Source organism: Parasphingorhabdus halotolerans (genome assembly GCF_012516475.1).
GTDB classification, from domain to species: domain Bacteria; phylum Pseudomonadota; class Alphaproteobacteria; order Sphingomonadales; family Sphingomonadaceae; genus Parasphingorhabdus; species Parasphingorhabdus halotolerans.
Map to the genome: position 1 here is coordinate 3175554 of NZ_CP051217.1, position 16167 is coordinate 3191720.

At 52.7% G+C, this 16167-nt stretch carries 17 protein-coding genes, 1 tRNA gene and 2 pseudogenes; 9 read left to right on the forward strand and 11 right to left on the reverse strand.

The window, feature by feature from the left end; translation table 11 throughout:
• Positions 1 to 26 precede the first annotated feature (26 nt).
• Positions 27 to 368 (forward strand): hypothetical protein, encoded by a 342-nt coding sequence (locus tag HF685_RS15555; protein ID WP_168820881.1) that lies wholly within the window; start codon positions 27 to 29, stop codon positions 366 to 368.
• A 93-nt stretch (positions 369 to 461) separates the two neighbouring features.
• A complete protein-coding gene (locus tag HF685_RS15560; RefSeq protein WP_168820883.1) occupies positions 462 to 1469 on the forward strand; it encodes a TIGR00341 family protein in 1008 nt (335 codons plus the stop codon).
• A 24-nt stretch (positions 1470 to 1493) separates the two neighbouring features.
• Here the strand turns inward: HF685_RS15560 and HF685_RS15565 are convergent, their stop codons facing one another.
• Complete coding sequence (locus HF685_RS15565) at positions 1494 to 2135, reverse strand: response regulator transcription factor (RefSeq protein ID WP_168820884.1); 642 nt, start codon at positions 2133 to 2135, stop codon at positions 1494 to 1496.
• Entirely contained in the window at positions 2125 to 3657 is a 1533-nt protein-coding gene (locus tag HF685_RS15570; RefSeq protein ID WP_211051251.1) for a PAS domain-containing sensor histidine kinase, read from the reverse strand. The genes HF685_RS15565 and HF685_RS15570 overlap by 11 nt, the downstream gene beginning before the upstream one ends.
• Positions 3658 to 3890: 233 nt before the next feature.
• Here HF685_RS15570 and HF685_RS15575 point away from each other — a divergent pair, with 233 nt between their 5' ends.
• Positions 3891 to 4421, forward strand: a complete 531-nt coding sequence (locus HF685_RS15575; protein ID WP_168820888.1) for an Hsp20/alpha crystallin family protein — start codon at positions 3891 to 3893, stop codon at positions 4419 to 4421.
• A gap of 126 nt (positions 4422 to 4547) precedes the next feature.
• Positions 4548 to 5369 carry a universal stress protein gene (locus HF685_RS15580; protein WP_168820891.1) on the forward strand — a complete coding sequence of 274 codons (822 nt, stop codon included), beginning with the start codon at positions 4548 to 4550 and terminating at the stop codon, positions 5367 to 5369.
• Between the two features lie 39 nt (positions 5370 to 5408).
• Here the strand turns inward: HF685_RS15580 and HF685_RS16765 are convergent.
• Positions 5409 to 6088: pseudogene (locus HF685_RS16765) on the reverse strand (murein L,D-transpeptidase catalytic domain family protein).
• 36 nt (positions 6089 to 6124) lie between these two features.
• Here HF685_RS16765 and HF685_RS15590 point away from each other — a divergent pair.
• Positions 6125 to 7249: a L,D-transpeptidase family protein gene (locus HF685_RS15590; protein WP_168820893.1), complete on the forward strand. Its 1125-nt coding sequence runs from the start codon at positions 6125 to 6127 to the stop codon at positions 7247 to 7249.
• A 19-nt stretch (positions 7250 to 7268) separates the two neighbouring features.
• On the opposite strand, the gene HF685_RS15595 is transcribed toward HF685_RS15590, so the two are convergent.
• From HF685_RS15595 to HF685_RS15625, 7 genes and pseudogenes are all read right to left on the reverse strand, one after another.
• A complete protein-coding gene (locus HF685_RS15595) occupies positions 7269 to 8819 on the reverse strand; it encodes an MBL fold metallo-hydrolase (protein ID WP_168820895.1) in 1551 nt (516 codons plus the stop codon).
• Between the two features lie 36 nt (positions 8820 to 8855).
• The gene (locus HF685_RS15600; RefSeq protein ID WP_168820897.1) at positions 8856 to 9668 is read right to left on the reverse strand and encodes a universal stress protein; all 813 of its coding nucleotides are present in this window, start codon (positions 9666 to 9668) and stop codon (positions 8856 to 8858) included.
• 117 nt (positions 9669 to 9785) lie between these two features.
• Entirely contained in the window at positions 9786 to 10373 is a 588-nt protein-coding gene (locus tag HF685_RS15605; RefSeq protein ID WP_168820899.1) for an NAD(P)H-dependent oxidoreductase, read from the reverse strand.
• An 18-nt stretch (positions 10374 to 10391) separates the two neighbouring features.
• Positions 10392 to 10898, reverse strand: coding sequence for a hypothetical protein (locus tag HF685_RS15610; RefSeq protein WP_168820901.1), 507 nt, complete (start codon positions 10896 to 10898; stop codon positions 10392 to 10394).
• Positions 10899 to 11031: 133 nt separating this feature from the next.
• Positions 11032 to 11520 carry a hypothetical protein gene (locus tag HF685_RS15615; RefSeq protein ID WP_246218663.1) on the reverse strand — a complete coding sequence of 163 codons (489 nt, stop codon included), beginning with the start codon at positions 11518 to 11520 and terminating at the stop codon, positions 11032 to 11034.
• Positions 11472 to 12137, reverse strand: a complete 666-nt coding sequence (locus HF685_RS15620) for a hypothetical protein (protein WP_168820903.1) — start codon at positions 12135 to 12137, stop codon at positions 11472 to 11474. The genes HF685_RS15615 and HF685_RS15620 overlap by 49 nt, the downstream gene beginning before the upstream one ends.
• Before the next feature lie 204 nt (positions 12138 to 12341).
• Positions 12342 to 12461: pseudogene (locus HF685_RS15625) on the reverse strand (transposase); the annotation flags it as partial.
• 80 nt (positions 12462 to 12541) lie between these two features.
• Here HF685_RS15625 and HF685_RS15630 point away from each other — a divergent pair.
• Complete coding sequence (locus HF685_RS15630; RefSeq protein WP_168820905.1) at positions 12542 to 12730, forward strand: RNA methyltransferase; 189 nt, start codon at positions 12542 to 12544, stop codon at positions 12728 to 12730.
• Positions 12731 to 12822: 92 nt separating this feature from the next.
• On the opposite strand, the gene HF685_RS15635 is transcribed toward HF685_RS15630, so the two are convergent.
• Positions 12823 to 12899, reverse strand: a tRNA-Pro gene (locus HF685_RS15635).
• Between the two features lie 297 nt (positions 12900 to 13196).
• Between HF685_RS15635 and yajC the strand changes: the two genes are divergently transcribed.
• From yajC to secF, 3 genes are read left to right on the forward strand one after another with little or no spacing between them, the layout of a single operon-like run.
• A complete protein-coding gene (gene yajC, locus HF685_RS15640) occupies positions 13197 to 13529 on the forward strand; it encodes a preprotein translocase subunit YajC (RefSeq protein ID WP_168820907.1) in 333 nt (110 codons plus the stop codon).
• Between the two features lie 41 nt (positions 13530 to 13570).
• Positions 13571 to 15175, forward strand: coding sequence for a protein translocase subunit SecD (gene secD / locus HF685_RS15645; RefSeq protein ID WP_168820909.1), 1605 nt, complete (start codon positions 13571 to 13573; stop codon positions 15173 to 15175).
• A 1-nt stretch (position 15176) separates the two neighbouring features.
• Complete coding sequence (gene secF / locus HF685_RS15650) at positions 15177 to 16160, forward strand: protein translocase subunit SecF (RefSeq protein ID WP_168820911.1); 984 nt, start codon at positions 15177 to 15179, stop codon at positions 16158 to 16160.
• The last annotated feature ends 7 nt before the right edge of the window (positions 16161 to 16167 follow it).

Consider the following 16167-nt stretch of genomic DNA (forward strand, 5'->3'; position numbering starts at 1 on the left):
GCAATATCAACGAAGGAGTCCCCCAAATGAACAAGGAAACAACCATCGCCCATCCGCAGCACGACCACGATTATGGCAGCCAGATTGCCGTCATTCGCAGTGATCTGGAACGGCTGCAAGGTGATTTTACCAAACTCGGTCACGAAGTGGCCGAAGATGCAGGCGAACGGATGAAACATTTCTCCGAATTCGCCAGCGACCAGCTCAAGGAAAAAGGCGCGGTTCTGCGTGAGGCAGGCGAACGCGGTAAGCAGGCCGCTGTTGCCGAGGTAAAGCGGCATCCGATTGCCAGCATTGTCGGGGCCGCTAGTGCCGGTCTTGCTTTGGGCGCACTGGCGCTCTTCACACAAAATGGTGCCAAGCGGTAAAACGAAGTTGCACCAAAAATGAAAAGCAGCGGCTCCGGACGAGGATGTCAGGGCCGCTGTATTGTTTCCGAACAGCAGCGAGGGGGAATGTAAGTGTCGGCGAGGCTTGTTGAAATCATTGTTCCCGACGCCCAAATCCAGCAAGCAGGTGAAATTATCACGCGGCATTGCCGGCGTTTCTGGCAGGAGGTCGTTCCGGACGGCCGCGAGAAATATTCCTGTATTGTGCAGCAACGTTATCTCGAAAGACTGCTTGCGGAACTGGATGAACATTTTCTGGAATGCGACGGCTATTCGGCAATTGCGGTCGAGATTGATGCGCTGTCGCCACAGCTTCTGGAAAACAGTGAAACTCGGATCGCCACTTCTACCGATCTGCCGCCGCCCACCAGGCTGGAGTCCTTTTTTACACGCGAGCGGATCAGCACCAACGAGCTTTATGAAGATATCGAACCAAGCCTTTCGCTGAAACCAAATTATTTGCTCACAGTCATTTTGTCCGCCCTTATTGCGGCTCTTGGCATGCGCAGCGGGCAGACAGCTGTTGTTATCGGGGCGATGGTTATTGCGCCTATGCTGGGTCCAACAATGGCATTGGCGCTGGCTGCGACCGTTGGCAATGGCAAACTCGGTAAGCGGGCCGCAACTACGCTGACTGTTGGTCTGTTGATCGGATTTATCTTCACGATGCTACTTGGCGCGATGATCACCGTCGATCCAACCGTGCCGGAACTCCTTAACCGGACAATCGTGCAGCCAGCCGACATTGCTTTGGCCCTTGCTTGCGGTGCTGCGGGCGTGCTTGCCTTCAGCCAGGGTGCATCACTGGCATTGGTCGGGGTTATGATCGCGGTGGCGCTGGTCCCCCCGCTTTCTGCCAGCGGACTGTTTTTTGGTAGCGGCCAAGTTGAGTTGGGATTCAAGGCGATGTTCCTGCTGATGACCAATCTGGTATGCGTCAACGTTGCCGGGATCGCGATGTTTTTGATACAGGGATTGCCGCCGAAAGACTGGCGGATGACCGGCGGCATTTTTGCAGTCTGGTCATTTATACTGGCGCTTTTCATCGGTCTTGTTGGAGGACGCATCGCTTTTGGCTAGGAGACGGAGCCTAAGCCGCGTCGTTTAATTTGTCACCGGGCCGGGTTTACTCGTCACATTCTCTTCGGCCGCAAACCCAATGCGTAATGCTTCCGCAAGACTGCGAACACGCAGCTTTTCCATCATATTGGCCCGATAAATCTCTACCGTGCGCGGCGATATCCCCAGATCATAGGCGATGGTTTTATTGGGATAACCCGTCATTAAGCCTTCAAGCACATCACGCTCGCGCCCGGTCAGGCATGCTAGCCGGACTTTTGCTTCCGACGATGCCATTTCCTTTAGATCGCTATTTTCCAGCCGTTCAAATGCTTCCTCCATCGCGGCCAGCAAAGCTTCCTTCTCATAGGGCTTTTCGAGAAAGTTGATCGCCCCGGCGCGCATCGCCTGAACAGCGACCTCTACATCTCCATGTCCAGTCAGAATGACCACCGGCATATCGATGCCCTGTTTGACCATCTCTTGCTGCACTTCCAGCCCATCCATTTCCGGCATCCGGATATCAAGCAGCACGCAGCCGCGTTCGGCATCCTTGGCCAGTTTCAGAAACGTGACGCCGGACTCAACCGGGCGAACTTGAAAACCGGCATGGCGCAGCATGAAGGCGGCGGACCGGCGGACCGCATCATCATCATCCACAACATAGACCAAACGCTCACTCGTCATCTGTTTGCTCCTTTTTCGCTTTCAGCAATGAAACCCTGAAAATTGATCCGCCATCGGGATTGGACTCGACGCTTATTTTTCCGTCATGGGCTTCAATGATCGTGCGGCAGATTGAAAGCCCCAGTCCCATCCCGTCGCCTTTGGTGCTGGCGAACGGATTAAATATCTTATCTCCCACTTCCGGATCAATGCCGCAACCGGTATCGCTAACCAGAATTTCAACTTGATTCTCATCGACCGAGCGCACGGTAATGCCGAGATGTTTGACCGGGCTTTCGGCCATTGCCTCAATCGCGTTGCGCATCAAATTGACCATCACTTGCTGGATCTGGACGCGGTCAACAAAAACATGATTGGTATCCGGCGCGATATCGATTGCCCATTCCACGCCCTTGTCATGAGCGCCAACAAGCCCGAGCGTCGTCGCATCCTCGACCAATTGTGCTATCGACAAAGCCTGCCGGTTTATCTCGCCCTTGGCCACAAATTCGCGCAATCGCCTGACAATTGTTCCGGCGCGCAAACTTTCCGAAACGCTCTCACGAAGGGCTTCCGTCAGCATGTCCTGATCGATCTCCGACCCTTCAGCCACCATGTCACGCGCTGCAGAAAGATAGTTGGAAATGGCAGTCAGAGGCTGGTTGATTTCATGTGCGAGCGCTGACGCCAATGTACCCACTGCGCTTAGCCTTGATGCGTGGATCAGCTCGGCCTGCAAGGCCTGCATCTCGGCCGCTGTTCTGGTCTGTTCGGTCAGGTCGACAATAAAACCTGTAAACAGGCATTCCTCGCCAATTCGCGCCTCTCCGACTTCGAGCTGCATCGGGAATATCGTGCCGTCTTTCCTGCGGCCTTCAACTTTCCGGCCAATCCCGATAATATGTTGCTCGCCCGTTTGCAGATAGTGTTTGATATAGTCATCGTGGCGGTCGTGATGTGGCGCAGGCATTAATATTTTGACATTTTGACCCAGCAGCTCGGTTTCGCTGTATCCGAAAAGCGCTTGAGCGGTAGCGCTAAACGAAGTGATGAGGCCCTGCTCATCGATGACAACCATCCCGGCAGGAACAGTGGCCAATATGGATTGCAATATGGAGCCTGACCGTTCCGATGCGGCCAGATCCTTTTGCCATTCGGAAATGTCGCGCGATGTTACGACGACGGAGTCCACATTGCCTTTATCGTCATGCAGAGGCGCAAAGCGGCATTCCATCAATCGCATGATCCCATCAACCGATTCCAGTTCGATCCGAAAGGGCTTGCCGATAGCGTCCTTTTTACCGATGAGGATCGCCCGGAAGGCTTCCTCATACACCGGGCGACATTGTTCCGAAATAATCGTCAATGGCGCACCGTCAGGAAGATCTTCAAATCGGGACACACCAACTTTTGCAAGACCGGCCTGGTTCATGTCAATGAGCCGGAAATTGCGATCAATTATCGCAACACATTCGGGCAGGGTTGCCAGCACGGCTTCCAGATAGGCCTGTCGGTCCGTATTTATGGAAATATTGTCACCCAATCCTAAGAACCTCTGTTGTTTGTCCTGCAATGCAGGCTTGTTCAATCCAGCGCAATCATAGGCTGGTTTCCCGTCATTCCAAAGTCGCAAACCCGCCAAAGACAACAGGACATATAGCGATACCAGAAAATACGTAGAATCCCGTAGGGAACAGACCGGATTTATTTTCTGTCCACCAGATAATATTGGAAATCACTGGGGCAATCAGATTCAATTCGAACGAGGAAATGACCATGAGCAAGAAGAAAACTAATCTCCCCTCTGAGAGCAAATCCGTCAGAAATGGCCCGGTCAGCCGGTTCAATGTTCCGGTAACCGCGAGCAATGTCTGGGAGCCGTTTTCACGGATACGCGACGAATTTGACCGGATGTTTGATGATACTCCGGGCAACGCGTTTGGCTCGCGGATGCTGCAAAAACTATATGACAATGCCGACCCTGCTGTCGAATTGCGGGACAGGAAGGATGAATATCAACTGGTCGCCGAAGTGCCCGGCATGAGCACCGACGATATTGAGATCAAGCTCAGCGACGGCATGCTGCGGGTATCGGGCGAGAAATCGGAAAGCCATGAGGAAGAAGGCGAAAGCTTCATGTTTTCCGAGCGGCATTATGGTAGCTTCGAGCGCGCAATCAAATTGCCAAACGGCGTCGACCATCAGAAAATCAGCGCCGAAGCCAAGGATGGCCTGCTGACTGTACATATCCCGAAAAGTGCAGAAGCCATCCAGAAAGAACGCAAGATCCCTATCAACACTGCCTAAATGGCGGGTTGATTCGCGATGCAGGCCGCTTTTCTTCCCCCAACGCCCTTGACCCCCGCGTATCGGAAGGAGGGCGGCCTGTGGCCGCTAAATCAACATGAATGCACTTAACAATCGATGGTCATTATGAAACATAAGCCAATCCTGCTGGCGACAGATATGACAGCCCGTTGCGACCGTCCGCTGGACCGTGCACTGATGCTGGCGAAACTCTGGGAAACGCAGCTCATCATCGCCCATGTTGTCGATCCCAAAACGGCCGGGAAGAAGGGGCTAATACCCAGCGATATCAGCATCCGGATCAGGGAAGAGCTTCCGGTGACCGATGTCGATGTTCGGATCAGCGTACATATGGGCAATATTAGTGATGAGATTCTCGGTGTTGCCAAAAGCGAGGGATGCGGTCTGATTGTTACCGGTGTGGCCCATTATGATGGCATCAGCGATATTTTCCTCGGCACTCCGGTTGATCATCTTTTACGAAGCGCGCCGATTCCCATCCTGATTGTCAAACGCAAGCCGATCCTGCCCTATGACAATATCGTGATCGCGACCGACTTTTCCAGCTGCGCGCTCAAGGCACTGAACACCGCCGCTGCGCTCTTTCCGAAATCCCCGCTCCATCTGGTTCATGCTTACCACGTTCCCTATACGGGGTGGTTGAAATCAGATGCGGTGGAAAAAGAAGTCGATTCCGAGGAAGCGAAGCTGATGGAACGGTTCCTCGCCCAGACCTCAATCGACAATGAAACATTTGATCGCTTGTCATCTTCAATCGAAAAAGGCGAACCGGGCAAGATCATTCTCCAAAAAATCGAGGAAACAAAATCCGAGCTAGTGGTTCTGGGAACCAGCGGGCGGAGCGGCACCGTGCACACCAGCCTTGGTACCAACGCAAGATTGGTCCTGGGCTGGCTCAAGCAGGATGTTTTGATGGTGCGCGAGTAACGGCACCAACCATCAAGCCCACCAACCATCAAACCTGTGTCAGGATTTGTCTGCGTAAAGCAAGCGACCAGTTCCCAGTCTTTGCAAAACCGTCGCCAGATCTGTTTCTGAAAAGGCAAAACAGCCCTGACTGCGACCGATTTTCCCGTGTTTACCAACCATCGCCGGATCAACATACCATGCGCCGTGAATGACAATGGCACGGCTCTCGGCGTTGTCATTGCGCGGTTCCAAGCCAGTCAGTCTGCGTGAGAGGCCATGTTTTCCAGTATAGGTTTCGCTCGTGACATAGCTGCCCCCGAGGATGCTTCGGATCCCGGCACATTGGAAAATTGCTGAAGCCAGCCGCTGTGTTTTCTGTCCGACCCTTTGCCGTGCGCGACCAACAGAGAGGTTGTGCGCCCGTTCATCAGGTCTACCAGATGAAAACGCCTCTTCGAGGAATGGAGTGAATAATCGGCAATGCCGATAATGTCCTTATGGGCAATCAATTTGCCATGAGTATCAAGCGCTGCCCTAGCTTTGGCCAATAATTTGGGGGCCAATAATTCGGGGGTCAATAATTCGGGATCAAGCTTTGCAATTGATTTGGCCAATGCCGGGACGGAGCCCGCAAATGCCGCGCCCAACCCAATCACGCCGGCGGATAGAAAAATTCTTCGATTCATAATCTCCTTCTGCCCTAATCCGATATATTTTGGGACTAGGTAGATATACATATTGTGGGAAGTTTCCGGGACCTGAACAAGGGTTGGATGAGAATAACAATCACTGTGATTGCCGCTTTTGTATTGGCTTGGACGGTTCCGGTACAATCGCAAGATGCATCCCGTTGGAATGCCCTGCAAATTGCCCAGCTTCAGACTCTGATTGACGACTTGCCCGCCCAAGGGCTCGATGCATGCAATGTTTCAAATACATCTGCCAAGGATGACGCACAATTGATGATCGTGGCCAAGCAATTGGCGGACGCTTATCTGGAAGGTTGCAACCGGGGCATAGGCCGTTTGCGCTGGCATATCGAAAGCCGGGATAATCTGATCGATACCGGAAAATTATTGCGGCTGGCCCTGCAACGCGACGAACTGGGCCCATTATTTGGTGCCTTGCGTCCCCAAAATCCCAATTATCTGGCTTTGCGCGCGGCGTTACAGACCGAGGTCGATCCGGAAAAACAGCGAATATTGAAGTTGAATATGGAGCGCTGGCGTTGGATGCCGCTTTATCTTGGCGAGAAATATCTGGTCGTCAACGCCGCCAGTTTTGAAGTCACGCTTTGGGAAAATCACAAACCCGTTGGGCGATGGCCGGTGATCGTCGGAAAGGCCACATCTCAAACTCCGGTTTTCGATACTCGGGTGGAAGGCGTCACGCTCAACCCCTGGTGGGAAATTCCGTCAAGCATTGTTGCAGAAGGCATTGGATCTATGGTTCGCAACAACCCAACTGCGGCCCGGCGCAAAGGTTATGTTGTGCAAGACGGCCAATATCGCCAGCGCCCCGGACCTGGCAATGCGCTGGGTCAGATGAAGCTGATCATGCCCAATCCTTACTCGGTCAAATTGCACGACACTTCAAATCGGAGTCTGTTCACAAAACAAGTCAGGACGTTAAGCCACGGTTGCGTTCGGGTCGGCGACGCCATCGGTTTTGCAAAAACGATACTGGCGCAGGATATGTCTTCAGCCGCGGTGGACAATATCTTGGATTCAAGAACCACCAAGTCAGTAAAAATTACCCAGACAATTCCAATCTACATCACCTATTTTACCGCAGGGATGGACGCTGAGGGAGGTGTAGCTTTCTTTCCCGATGTTTATGGAAGAGATTCAGTAAGACTGGCCGAGAGGGAGCCGTTTCGGGATGAGTGCCATTCCTGAGACATTCAGACAGATGTCATCAGCCAACACTCTCCAGCGCTCGCCGGAGCCCCCTGAGCAATTTTTCGCGATCCTTGTCGGATTTTAGGGTGTGGATTTTCTGATCAACTGACGCGCGCAACTCAGCCAGTTGTGAAATCCAGTCTCTGGGGGCAACCAGTCGTCTGGCATCGGCGCGCGGAGACGATAATTCGTTTGCCAGCGTTGCCGCTTGCAATCCCCATTTTTCGCCTAATGCTGGAATTATAGCGGCGGGATATGATCCACTCTCTGCAAGGCCATCGGCAAAACTGCGAAGGCTTTTTTCCTCCCCGTGGACCAGAAAAATTGTGCCCGACACAGGGCCGCGATCCTTTGTCCACTGCAGCAAACCCTTGCGATCCGCGTGATTGGAATAGCCATCGAGATTGGCTATCTCGGCATTCACCAGAACATCATTGCCCGAAATGCGTACGGCTTTCGCGCCATCGCGCAAGACCGAGCCGAGCGTGCCCGCGACCTGAAAGCCGGTAAACAATAGACGCGAATGGCGATTGGGCAAATTGCGGATCAGATGATGGCGGATCCGCCCACCCTCGCACATGCCAGACCCTGCAATGATCACCATGCCGGTCATTCTGTTGAGCTTCTTGGATTCTTCCACCGACTGGATGAATCGAATATTCGTCCGGTTCATGATATCGAGCCCGCTATTGCGGTAGCGCAAAATCGTCCTGGTAATTTTCTGGGCCAATGGCGCGTCCAGGAACACATTGACCGGTGAAAGACGGCCGGAGTCGAACAGCGCGGCAAAATCTTCCAGTATGGCCTGTGTGCGTTCTACTGCAAATGCCGGTATTAAAAGGTTTCCGCCTGCCTTGACTGTGTCTTCGACAAAGGCCGCGAGTTCTTCACGTCGCTCGCTGATCAACATGTCTTCGCGATCACGATCACCGTAGGTGGACTCGCAGATGACATGATCATAGCCGCCGAGCATCTGATCTGCACAATAGATTGGTGCGCCGGTACCGATATCACCGGAGACTAATATCCGCTGCCCGGCAATGTTGATTTCAATCGACGCCGATCCAACAATATGACGCGCATCCCAGAAACGGAACGAGACGCCATTGCCCAAATCAATTTCCTCGCAATAATCAACGGCTTGGATATGCTTGAACAGCGCGGTGATATCGGGACCGGTATATAGCGGCTCAAACGGCGTCAGTCCTGCACGGTCGGCCCGCCTGTTGCGGCGCTCGACTGATGCGGCTTGTAGTTTGGCTGAGTCCTGCAAGAGCGGCTTTAAAATATCTGCAGTGGGTTTCGTGCAATAGGTTGGAGCGCTGCAGCCATTGATATACAGGCAAGGTAGCCGCCCACTATGATCGAGATGGGCGTGCGTCAGGATTACGGCATCAATGTCGCGCGCATCGAAAGGCAGTTTTTCATAATTCAGCTTTTCAAGCGAGCGCGTTCCCTGAAACATCCCGCAATCAACGATGATTGTTTTGTTCGCTCCCTGGATTTCGAAACACGAACCAGTGACTGTCCCCGCTGCGCCGTGAAATGTAACAGTAACTTCGTTCATTCAAACTTCTTGCCCCATATGATCAGGTCTCTTAAATCAGTGCGAAACAACTAAGGGTACGGGGCAATCCCTGAACAGACTGCGGGTTACGCCGCCAAACAGAAATTCGCGCGCTCGACTGTGGCCATAGGCACCCATCACCATATAGCTGGCTTTCAGGCCATCAATGCTCGCAAGCAAAGCCGTCTGGGCCGATGATTTTTTGCCGGTTTGCTGATGCACTTCTGATTTGATCCCATGCCGCGACAGATACTCGGATGCATCCAGAGGTGGCAGATCATGATCCTTGTCCTCATCGACCGTGAGGATATGCACATCTTTCGCGAGCTTGAGCAGGGGAACCGACGCCCGCAGCGCATTGCCCGCTTCAAAGCTGCCATTCCACGCGATCAGGGCAGTACCCGTCGCATCAAATTTTTTCACACTGTCCGGCTGAACCAAAACGGGTATGCGCGTGTTGAAAAGTACATCGCCCAATATCCCGATCGGTATATTATTATCTTTGTCACCGCTGGCGGAACTCAGGACGATGATGTCGGTCAGTGCAGAGTTCTTTGCCAGTCCCCGCGCAGAATCTGCGTTTTCTTCACGGTAATTCCACGAGACATCTTCGCTGGAAAGACGCTGTTCTATTTCCTGTCGCAAAGCCAAATCGGCTTCCTGGGTCATTTTGGCGACGTCATACATGACAGACATGCCGGTCACGCCATCAAAAGCCATCTGCGGGCTATAGGGGTTGGAACGCAAGCAATGGAGATGTCCGTCAACTGCACGGGTCAAATCCAGAGCTGCCTGAAGTCGCGCATCCAATCCGGTATCATCGTTAATATAGAGCAACACTGATTTCACGATTTTTCTCCTGTCCAGAAGGATTTCCAGCGTTGGAAATCATCAATCAAAGGAGCTTAAGCCGTTCGAATATAATCATGTATCAGGGATATTACGGAGCGAGCAATTTTGCTTGCCTTAATCGCCATTGGCTCCATGTTCGGCAATTTTCTTCAACCAGCGTTCGCGATGACTCGCGCCGCCGTCGACATTGCCAATTAGCGATGCTGTTACGGGATCGACGCCAGTCAGTTTCAGAATATTGCGCTTGAAGCTTCGGACACTATGTGATGCAAAATAGGCACGGTAAAATAGCGACGGCATACCCATAGTGACAATCAGCCGTGCCGAACGACCACGCAGCAATTTCTTCGGCATTTGCGCGTAACCGTCTTCGCCATAATCCAGCGCGAAATTGGGGCGAAACGCTTGTTCGAGAAAGGCCTTCAACAAGGCCGGCATATCACCCATCCAGAGCGGGTAATAAAACACGATATGTTGCGCCCATTTAATTGCCTCCTGACCGGGTCTGACTGACGCCGGAACATCTTCTTCCAGCCACTGCTTCCGGCTTTCCAGCATTGGGATATTTTTCCCCGCAAGCCGGATTTCGCGAACCTCATGCCCAGCCTCTCTGGCGGCGTCAGCATAAGCGGCGACTATGGCATGGCCAAAACGGGCAGGACTGGGATCAGGATGGCCATCGATTATCGCGATGCGCTTCATGGTATTCTCTCCTGACCGTTATTTCTTTGGCACCTGCCACTGGAAAGCTGTGATGAGTTCCATCAGAGCCTCTTGGGCATCCGCATCAATTTCTTGTGGATAGGAAGCAACCAGCCGCGCATCCCAATAGCCATAATCCATCGCGGTCAGGCTGAAATGCCAGGGGATGCTGTCTTTATCGCCGTCAAATATGCCCTGATAGGCGGCAATATCCGGTCTTCCGGAGACGAAATAATCACCTTCCGACAGCACTGAAGCGCTCGAATAACGCGACAGCAGATCGGGTTTGATTATGATGTAGTGGTTCTTGGCGTCCAGATCCTCCAGATGGACCACCACTATCCGCACATCGATTTCGTGATCATCGACCGTTCGAACATAGCCAATTTCGAAGTTATTTCCGCTGAAATCAGTGGTCATCTCGCATTGACGGGTAAATCCGGCAATCTCGGCGGGAAAGACAAAGCCACTGTCTTTATGGACGATAGAGGAACCGCCTTTATAGGGTGCGAACACATCAAACATCGGCTCCGAACCCACCACGCATTCGGCGGCGGCTGGACTGGCGGCAAGACATAAAGCCGCCGCCCTGCCATAAGATATTTTGAAAAAGACTGGCTAACGGGCATTGTAACTCTCCCTAATTGGAACGCGGAAATCATTCGTGGCAACTGATCACCTTGAACGGGAGTGCACTGCCATCGGTTTCGGTGATGGTAATATATTCACCGATTTTCAGCGGATGATCTTTCAGTCGGAATATGGTTTCGTCATCATCATCACCGACTTTATAGGAAAATGCCCAGCCGTTTTCCGTCGCAATCACAACGCCGCTCTGGTCCGGCTCACCGCGCCAGAAGCGCCGCACAACCGGGCGTTTCTCAGCTTCTTTCAGCTTTTTCGGTTCGATGAAGCCATCATCATCCAGTGGTACGCGAAACACATAGGCATGGGCGTTGGAGCCGCTGGGATAGTCAGCGGTCCGGGCGAGTTCGAGGCGAATTGTTTTCCAGGTCATGCCGCGAGTTTGCCCATCCACGCGAACCGGCGCGATACGCAATGTTGCGTAGTTGGCAGCATTAGCGTCGTTATGGTCATTCAGGCTTCGGTTGTTATGCCAAGACGCCGGAAAAATAATGCCAGACATATTGTGGCGCCCGGAAAGGTGATCGCCCAAAGCGACCCGCCCCAGATTAGCGGATGATAATATATCTGAAGCGCCAGAAAGGGCAGCAACAGACCATTGGCGAATAGAAAGAATCTGATGAGTTTTGGCAATCCATCGCCCGTAAAAATCTGTGCAGCGAACAGGGTCGACAGGCTCATGAAGTTATATCCCATTAGATCGACCGAATAGAGAAAGGAATCGAACGGGGTGAATAGAAACATCTCGATTCCATCAATCCGGCCCGCTGATATCCGGGGTGCAACAAACGTCAACTGAACATAATAGACGAGCCCGGTAAGCACGACATAGGCCGTCGCGAAAGCTACCGCGATATGGCCGAATATTTTCCGCGCCGGAGCCGCAACATGGTGGACACTGATCATGAGGATGAGGAAGGCGGAACCCAGGAACAGCGATGGCGTAAGCAGCAGGACAATTCCGGTTGCGGTACTGCTACTTTCCGGACCGCCCGCCGATCCCAGAATGCCTGCCCATTCCGCCAACTGGGCGATAATATATGCGATACTGAAAAATGCCGAGAATAGCGCCGACCAGAAACCGACCCGCCGGTTTAAAGGGGAAACAGTTGGCAACATCAATATGACAATTGCAGATCAGATGATTAGAGCGCGATACGCAATGTTGCGGAGTTGAGGAAAGTCCAGATCACCCTTCGCGTGGAAAATCACGATAGAACGGAAAGAAATCATATGTGAAGAGATATCTAAAAAACCAGACCTCGTTGTCGAGCGACATGAAAAGCTCTCGATTCAAAAGGGACCATATATTGCAATCAGCGCCATGAAATCCTTCGACCGTTTGTAATATACGCCCTGCGCGATACCCTCACGGCGGCACAGCTCGGCGATCGTATCATCACCGCGCAAACCTTCCAGCACGATCCGTATCTTCTCTTCCGCACCATATTGCTTGCGGGTAGATATGTAGGGACTCGTGAGACATCTTTTTTAAATTCCTGATGCAGGAAGGAGATGATCGTATGACCAAAGAAGGCGAGCGCGAAGTACAGCGCAAATTACGTGTATTGCAGCATGCAGAGAAGATAGGACACGTCGCCAGGGCCTGCCGCTATTTTGGCATTGCCCGCCTGGCTAGCAAAGATTGGTTGCCACCTGCCTTGGTAGTTGAAACGCTTTTGGAGGTCCAAAAGCTGGAAAAAGCTGCATGATGCTCGAATAATTTGCGAAAAAATTCCTCAACCTAAAACTCAACCTAAAACCGGGTTTAAGTTGGGGCGTGCTCGCTAAGTCATTGAAAAATTGGTCGGGACGAGAGGATTCGAACCTCCGACCCCCACACCCCCAGTGTGATGCGCTACCAGGCTGCGCTACGTCCCGACCGTTCGGTTGGCCAAAGCCATCCGAGGCGCTGCATATATGCTTGGGCCTTGGGCTTGGCAAGCGGTTTGGCTGGTTGAATTTCGTGCTCGATTTTGGGTTAGAAATTCAGCAATGCCTTGATGCCGGGTTGCGCGATACCCATCTGCTTGGGAACGCGGGGGACAAGCCCGAATCGATTGCTTTCCTGCAGGGTGCGTGATAGGCGCGCGCTGCAAAGAGCGAGGGCTGGTTTATTCCGGTTTTGGGCCATTACATGATCTGGAATCCAGATCAGGACTTTGAGGATATTCGGTTATGACGTCACTTTTAATTTCCGCATCGGCTGCCGGGGCAGGGGGCGCGGGCGGTTTTCTTGTAACGGTCATGCCCCTGGTACTGATATTTGCGGTATTTTATTTTCTGCTCATTCGTCCACAGCAGAAAAAAATGAAAGAACATCAAGGAAAAATTTCCGCTGTTCAGAAAAATGATCAGGTTGTCACTGGTGGCGGACTATTGGGTAAGGCCGTGAAGGTTGATGATGAATATGTCGAGGTCGAGATTGCCACTGGCGTGCGCGTAAAAGCGGTCAAGGCGACGCTTTCTGATGTGATCCCGCGCGGAAGCGGCAAACCAGCGAACGACTAAGCGCTCAAAAGCGTTGAAACAAGGAAACGGATAGTTTTGCGATGTTAGATTTCCCGCGCTGGAAAGTTATTTCCATCTCCCTGCTGCTGGCATTTGGCGTATTAATGTCGATACCCAGTCTGCTACCGGCAAGCGCTATAAAATATTGGCCGTCTTTCCTGCCAGAGGAAACGATTAATCTCGGGCTCGATTTGCAGGGCGGCAGCCATATTTTGCTGGAAGCAGATCCTTCTGACGTTGGCAAAACCCGATTGGAAACAATGGAAGAATCCATGCGGGCAGAAATGCGCCGCGCTAGTCCGCGTATCGGCATTGGAGATATTTCCCGCAAAGACGGCGTGTTATCATTCATGGTCCGCGATTCCACCCAGGTTGACGCGGCGCGCGAGGCTATTCTTCCGCTGACGACCGGTGCTGGCTTGACCGGCCAGCGCGATTGGGAAATCGAAATCCGCGATGACACGAGGTTTGTTTTGACGCAAACCGATGCAGGCCTGAGCACTGCAGTTGAAAACGCGATGGAGACGGCGACCGATGTTATCCGCCGCCGGATTGACGCACTCGGCACGCGCGAGCCTACCATTATCAGGCAAGGCGATACGCGGATTGTGGTGCAGGTTCCGGGCCTTGATGATCCGCAGGCGTTGAAAGAGCTACTCGGTAAAACGGCCAAGCTGGAGTTTAAGCTGGTTGATTTTGAGGCTGATCCCAATGCGATCGCAGAAGGCCGCCCTCCGGTTGGTAGCCAGATTTTCCCATATCCCGACAATCCATCCGGTCTCCCCAATATCGCGGTGAAGCGGCTGGGCGGCATTACAGGAGACAAGCTGACGGACGCGGGGCAGGGCTTTGACCAGCAGACAAACGCTCCTGTGGTCAACATTACGTTTGATAGCGAAGGCGGTGCAAAATTTGCGCGGTTGACCCAGAATAATGTTGGTCGACCGTTTGCGATCATCTTGGATGGCGAGGTTTTATCCGCACCCAATATTAATGAGCCTATTTTGGGTGGCTCGGCGCAAATATCCGGAAACTTTACCGTGGATAGCGCAAACCAATTGGCGATTGCGCTCCGCTCTGGTGCCCTTCCGGTTGAACTGAAAATTGTCGAGGAACGGACAGTCGGGCCGGATTTAGGCGCTGATTCCATCCGCAAGGGCATGATTGCCGCGATCATTGCGACGGTTGCCGTGCTCAGCTTCATGATTATCACCTATGGCCGCTTTGGCGTCTATGCGAATATCGCACTCGCATTGAACCTGTTCATCATTGTCGGGGTCATGGCGCTGTTTAACGCGACGTTGACGCTGCCTGGCATCGCCGGATTTGTGCTTACCGTGGGTGCTGCAGTCGATGCAAACGTGCTGATTAACGAGCGCATACGGGAAGAGCGAAAACGCGGGCGGCGTGTCCTGCAGGCTATTGAAGTGGGTTATAAAGAAGCGTCCCGCGCTATTTTTGACGCTAATATTACGAATGTGATTGCCGGTTTGCTGCTGTTCATCTTTGGCTCCGGCCCGGTCAAAGGCTTCGCCGTCGTTTTGATGATCGGCATTATCTCATCGGTGTTCACAGCAGTGGTTGTAACGCGGATGCTGGTGGCGCTCTGGGTGCGCCGGGCACGTCCTCAGGAATTGGTGATCTGATATGAAACTATTGAAACTTGTGCCGGACGATACCAATTTTGCTTTTCTGAAATGGCGGAATATCGCCATGGCATTCAGCATATTGACGATCATTGCATCCATCGCTCTCGTCGGTGCGCGCGGCCTTAATTTTGGCGTCGATTTTATCGGTGGCCAGATGATCCAGGCAACCTTTACGCAAAGCGAAACCGCCCCGATTAGCGAGTTGCGCGATAGTATTGGAGGCCTCGGATACGGCGAGGCAACAATTCAGCGATTTGGCCAGCCGAATGAAATTTCTATTCGAATGCGCCTGCCGGCCGAGGCGGAGAGCCGTCCGGAAGCCGCCAACGAGATGACTGCAAAGATCGTCGAATTGCTCAAATCAACCCATTCTGACGTGCGGATTGATGGCGTGGAATCGGTTTCCGGCAAAGTATCATCCGAGCTGTTTGAGAAAGGCGCGTTCTCGCTACTGGCCGCGATCATCGCGATTTCCATCTATATCTGGGTCCGGTTTGAGTGGCAATTTGGCGTCGGTGCCCTGTTCGCGCTGGTGCATGATGTTGCGCTCACGTTCGGGCTATTTGCATTGACCCAGATGGAGTTTAACCTGAACATTGTGGCCGCGCTGCTGACGATTATCGGTTATTCGCTCAATGATACGATCGTCGTATTTGACCGCATTCGCGAGAATCTCAAAAAATACCGCAAAATGGATATTATCGCGCTGCTTGATCTCTCCGTAAACGAGACCTTGGCGCGGACTGTGATGACCAGCTTGACCATGTTGATCGCGCTCGCGGGATTGATATTCTTTGGCCCCGACGTGATCTTCGGCTTTGCAGTCGCGATGTTCTTTGGCGTATTTGTCGGTACCTACAGCTCGGTCTATATGGCCGCACCGATCCTTATCTGGCTCAAGGTCGGGCCTGACACTTTTGTTCCGTCAGACTCTGGCAATGATAAGGCGGAACAAGTTGGTGGGCCAGAGCAGGTCGGTTAGGCGCTGA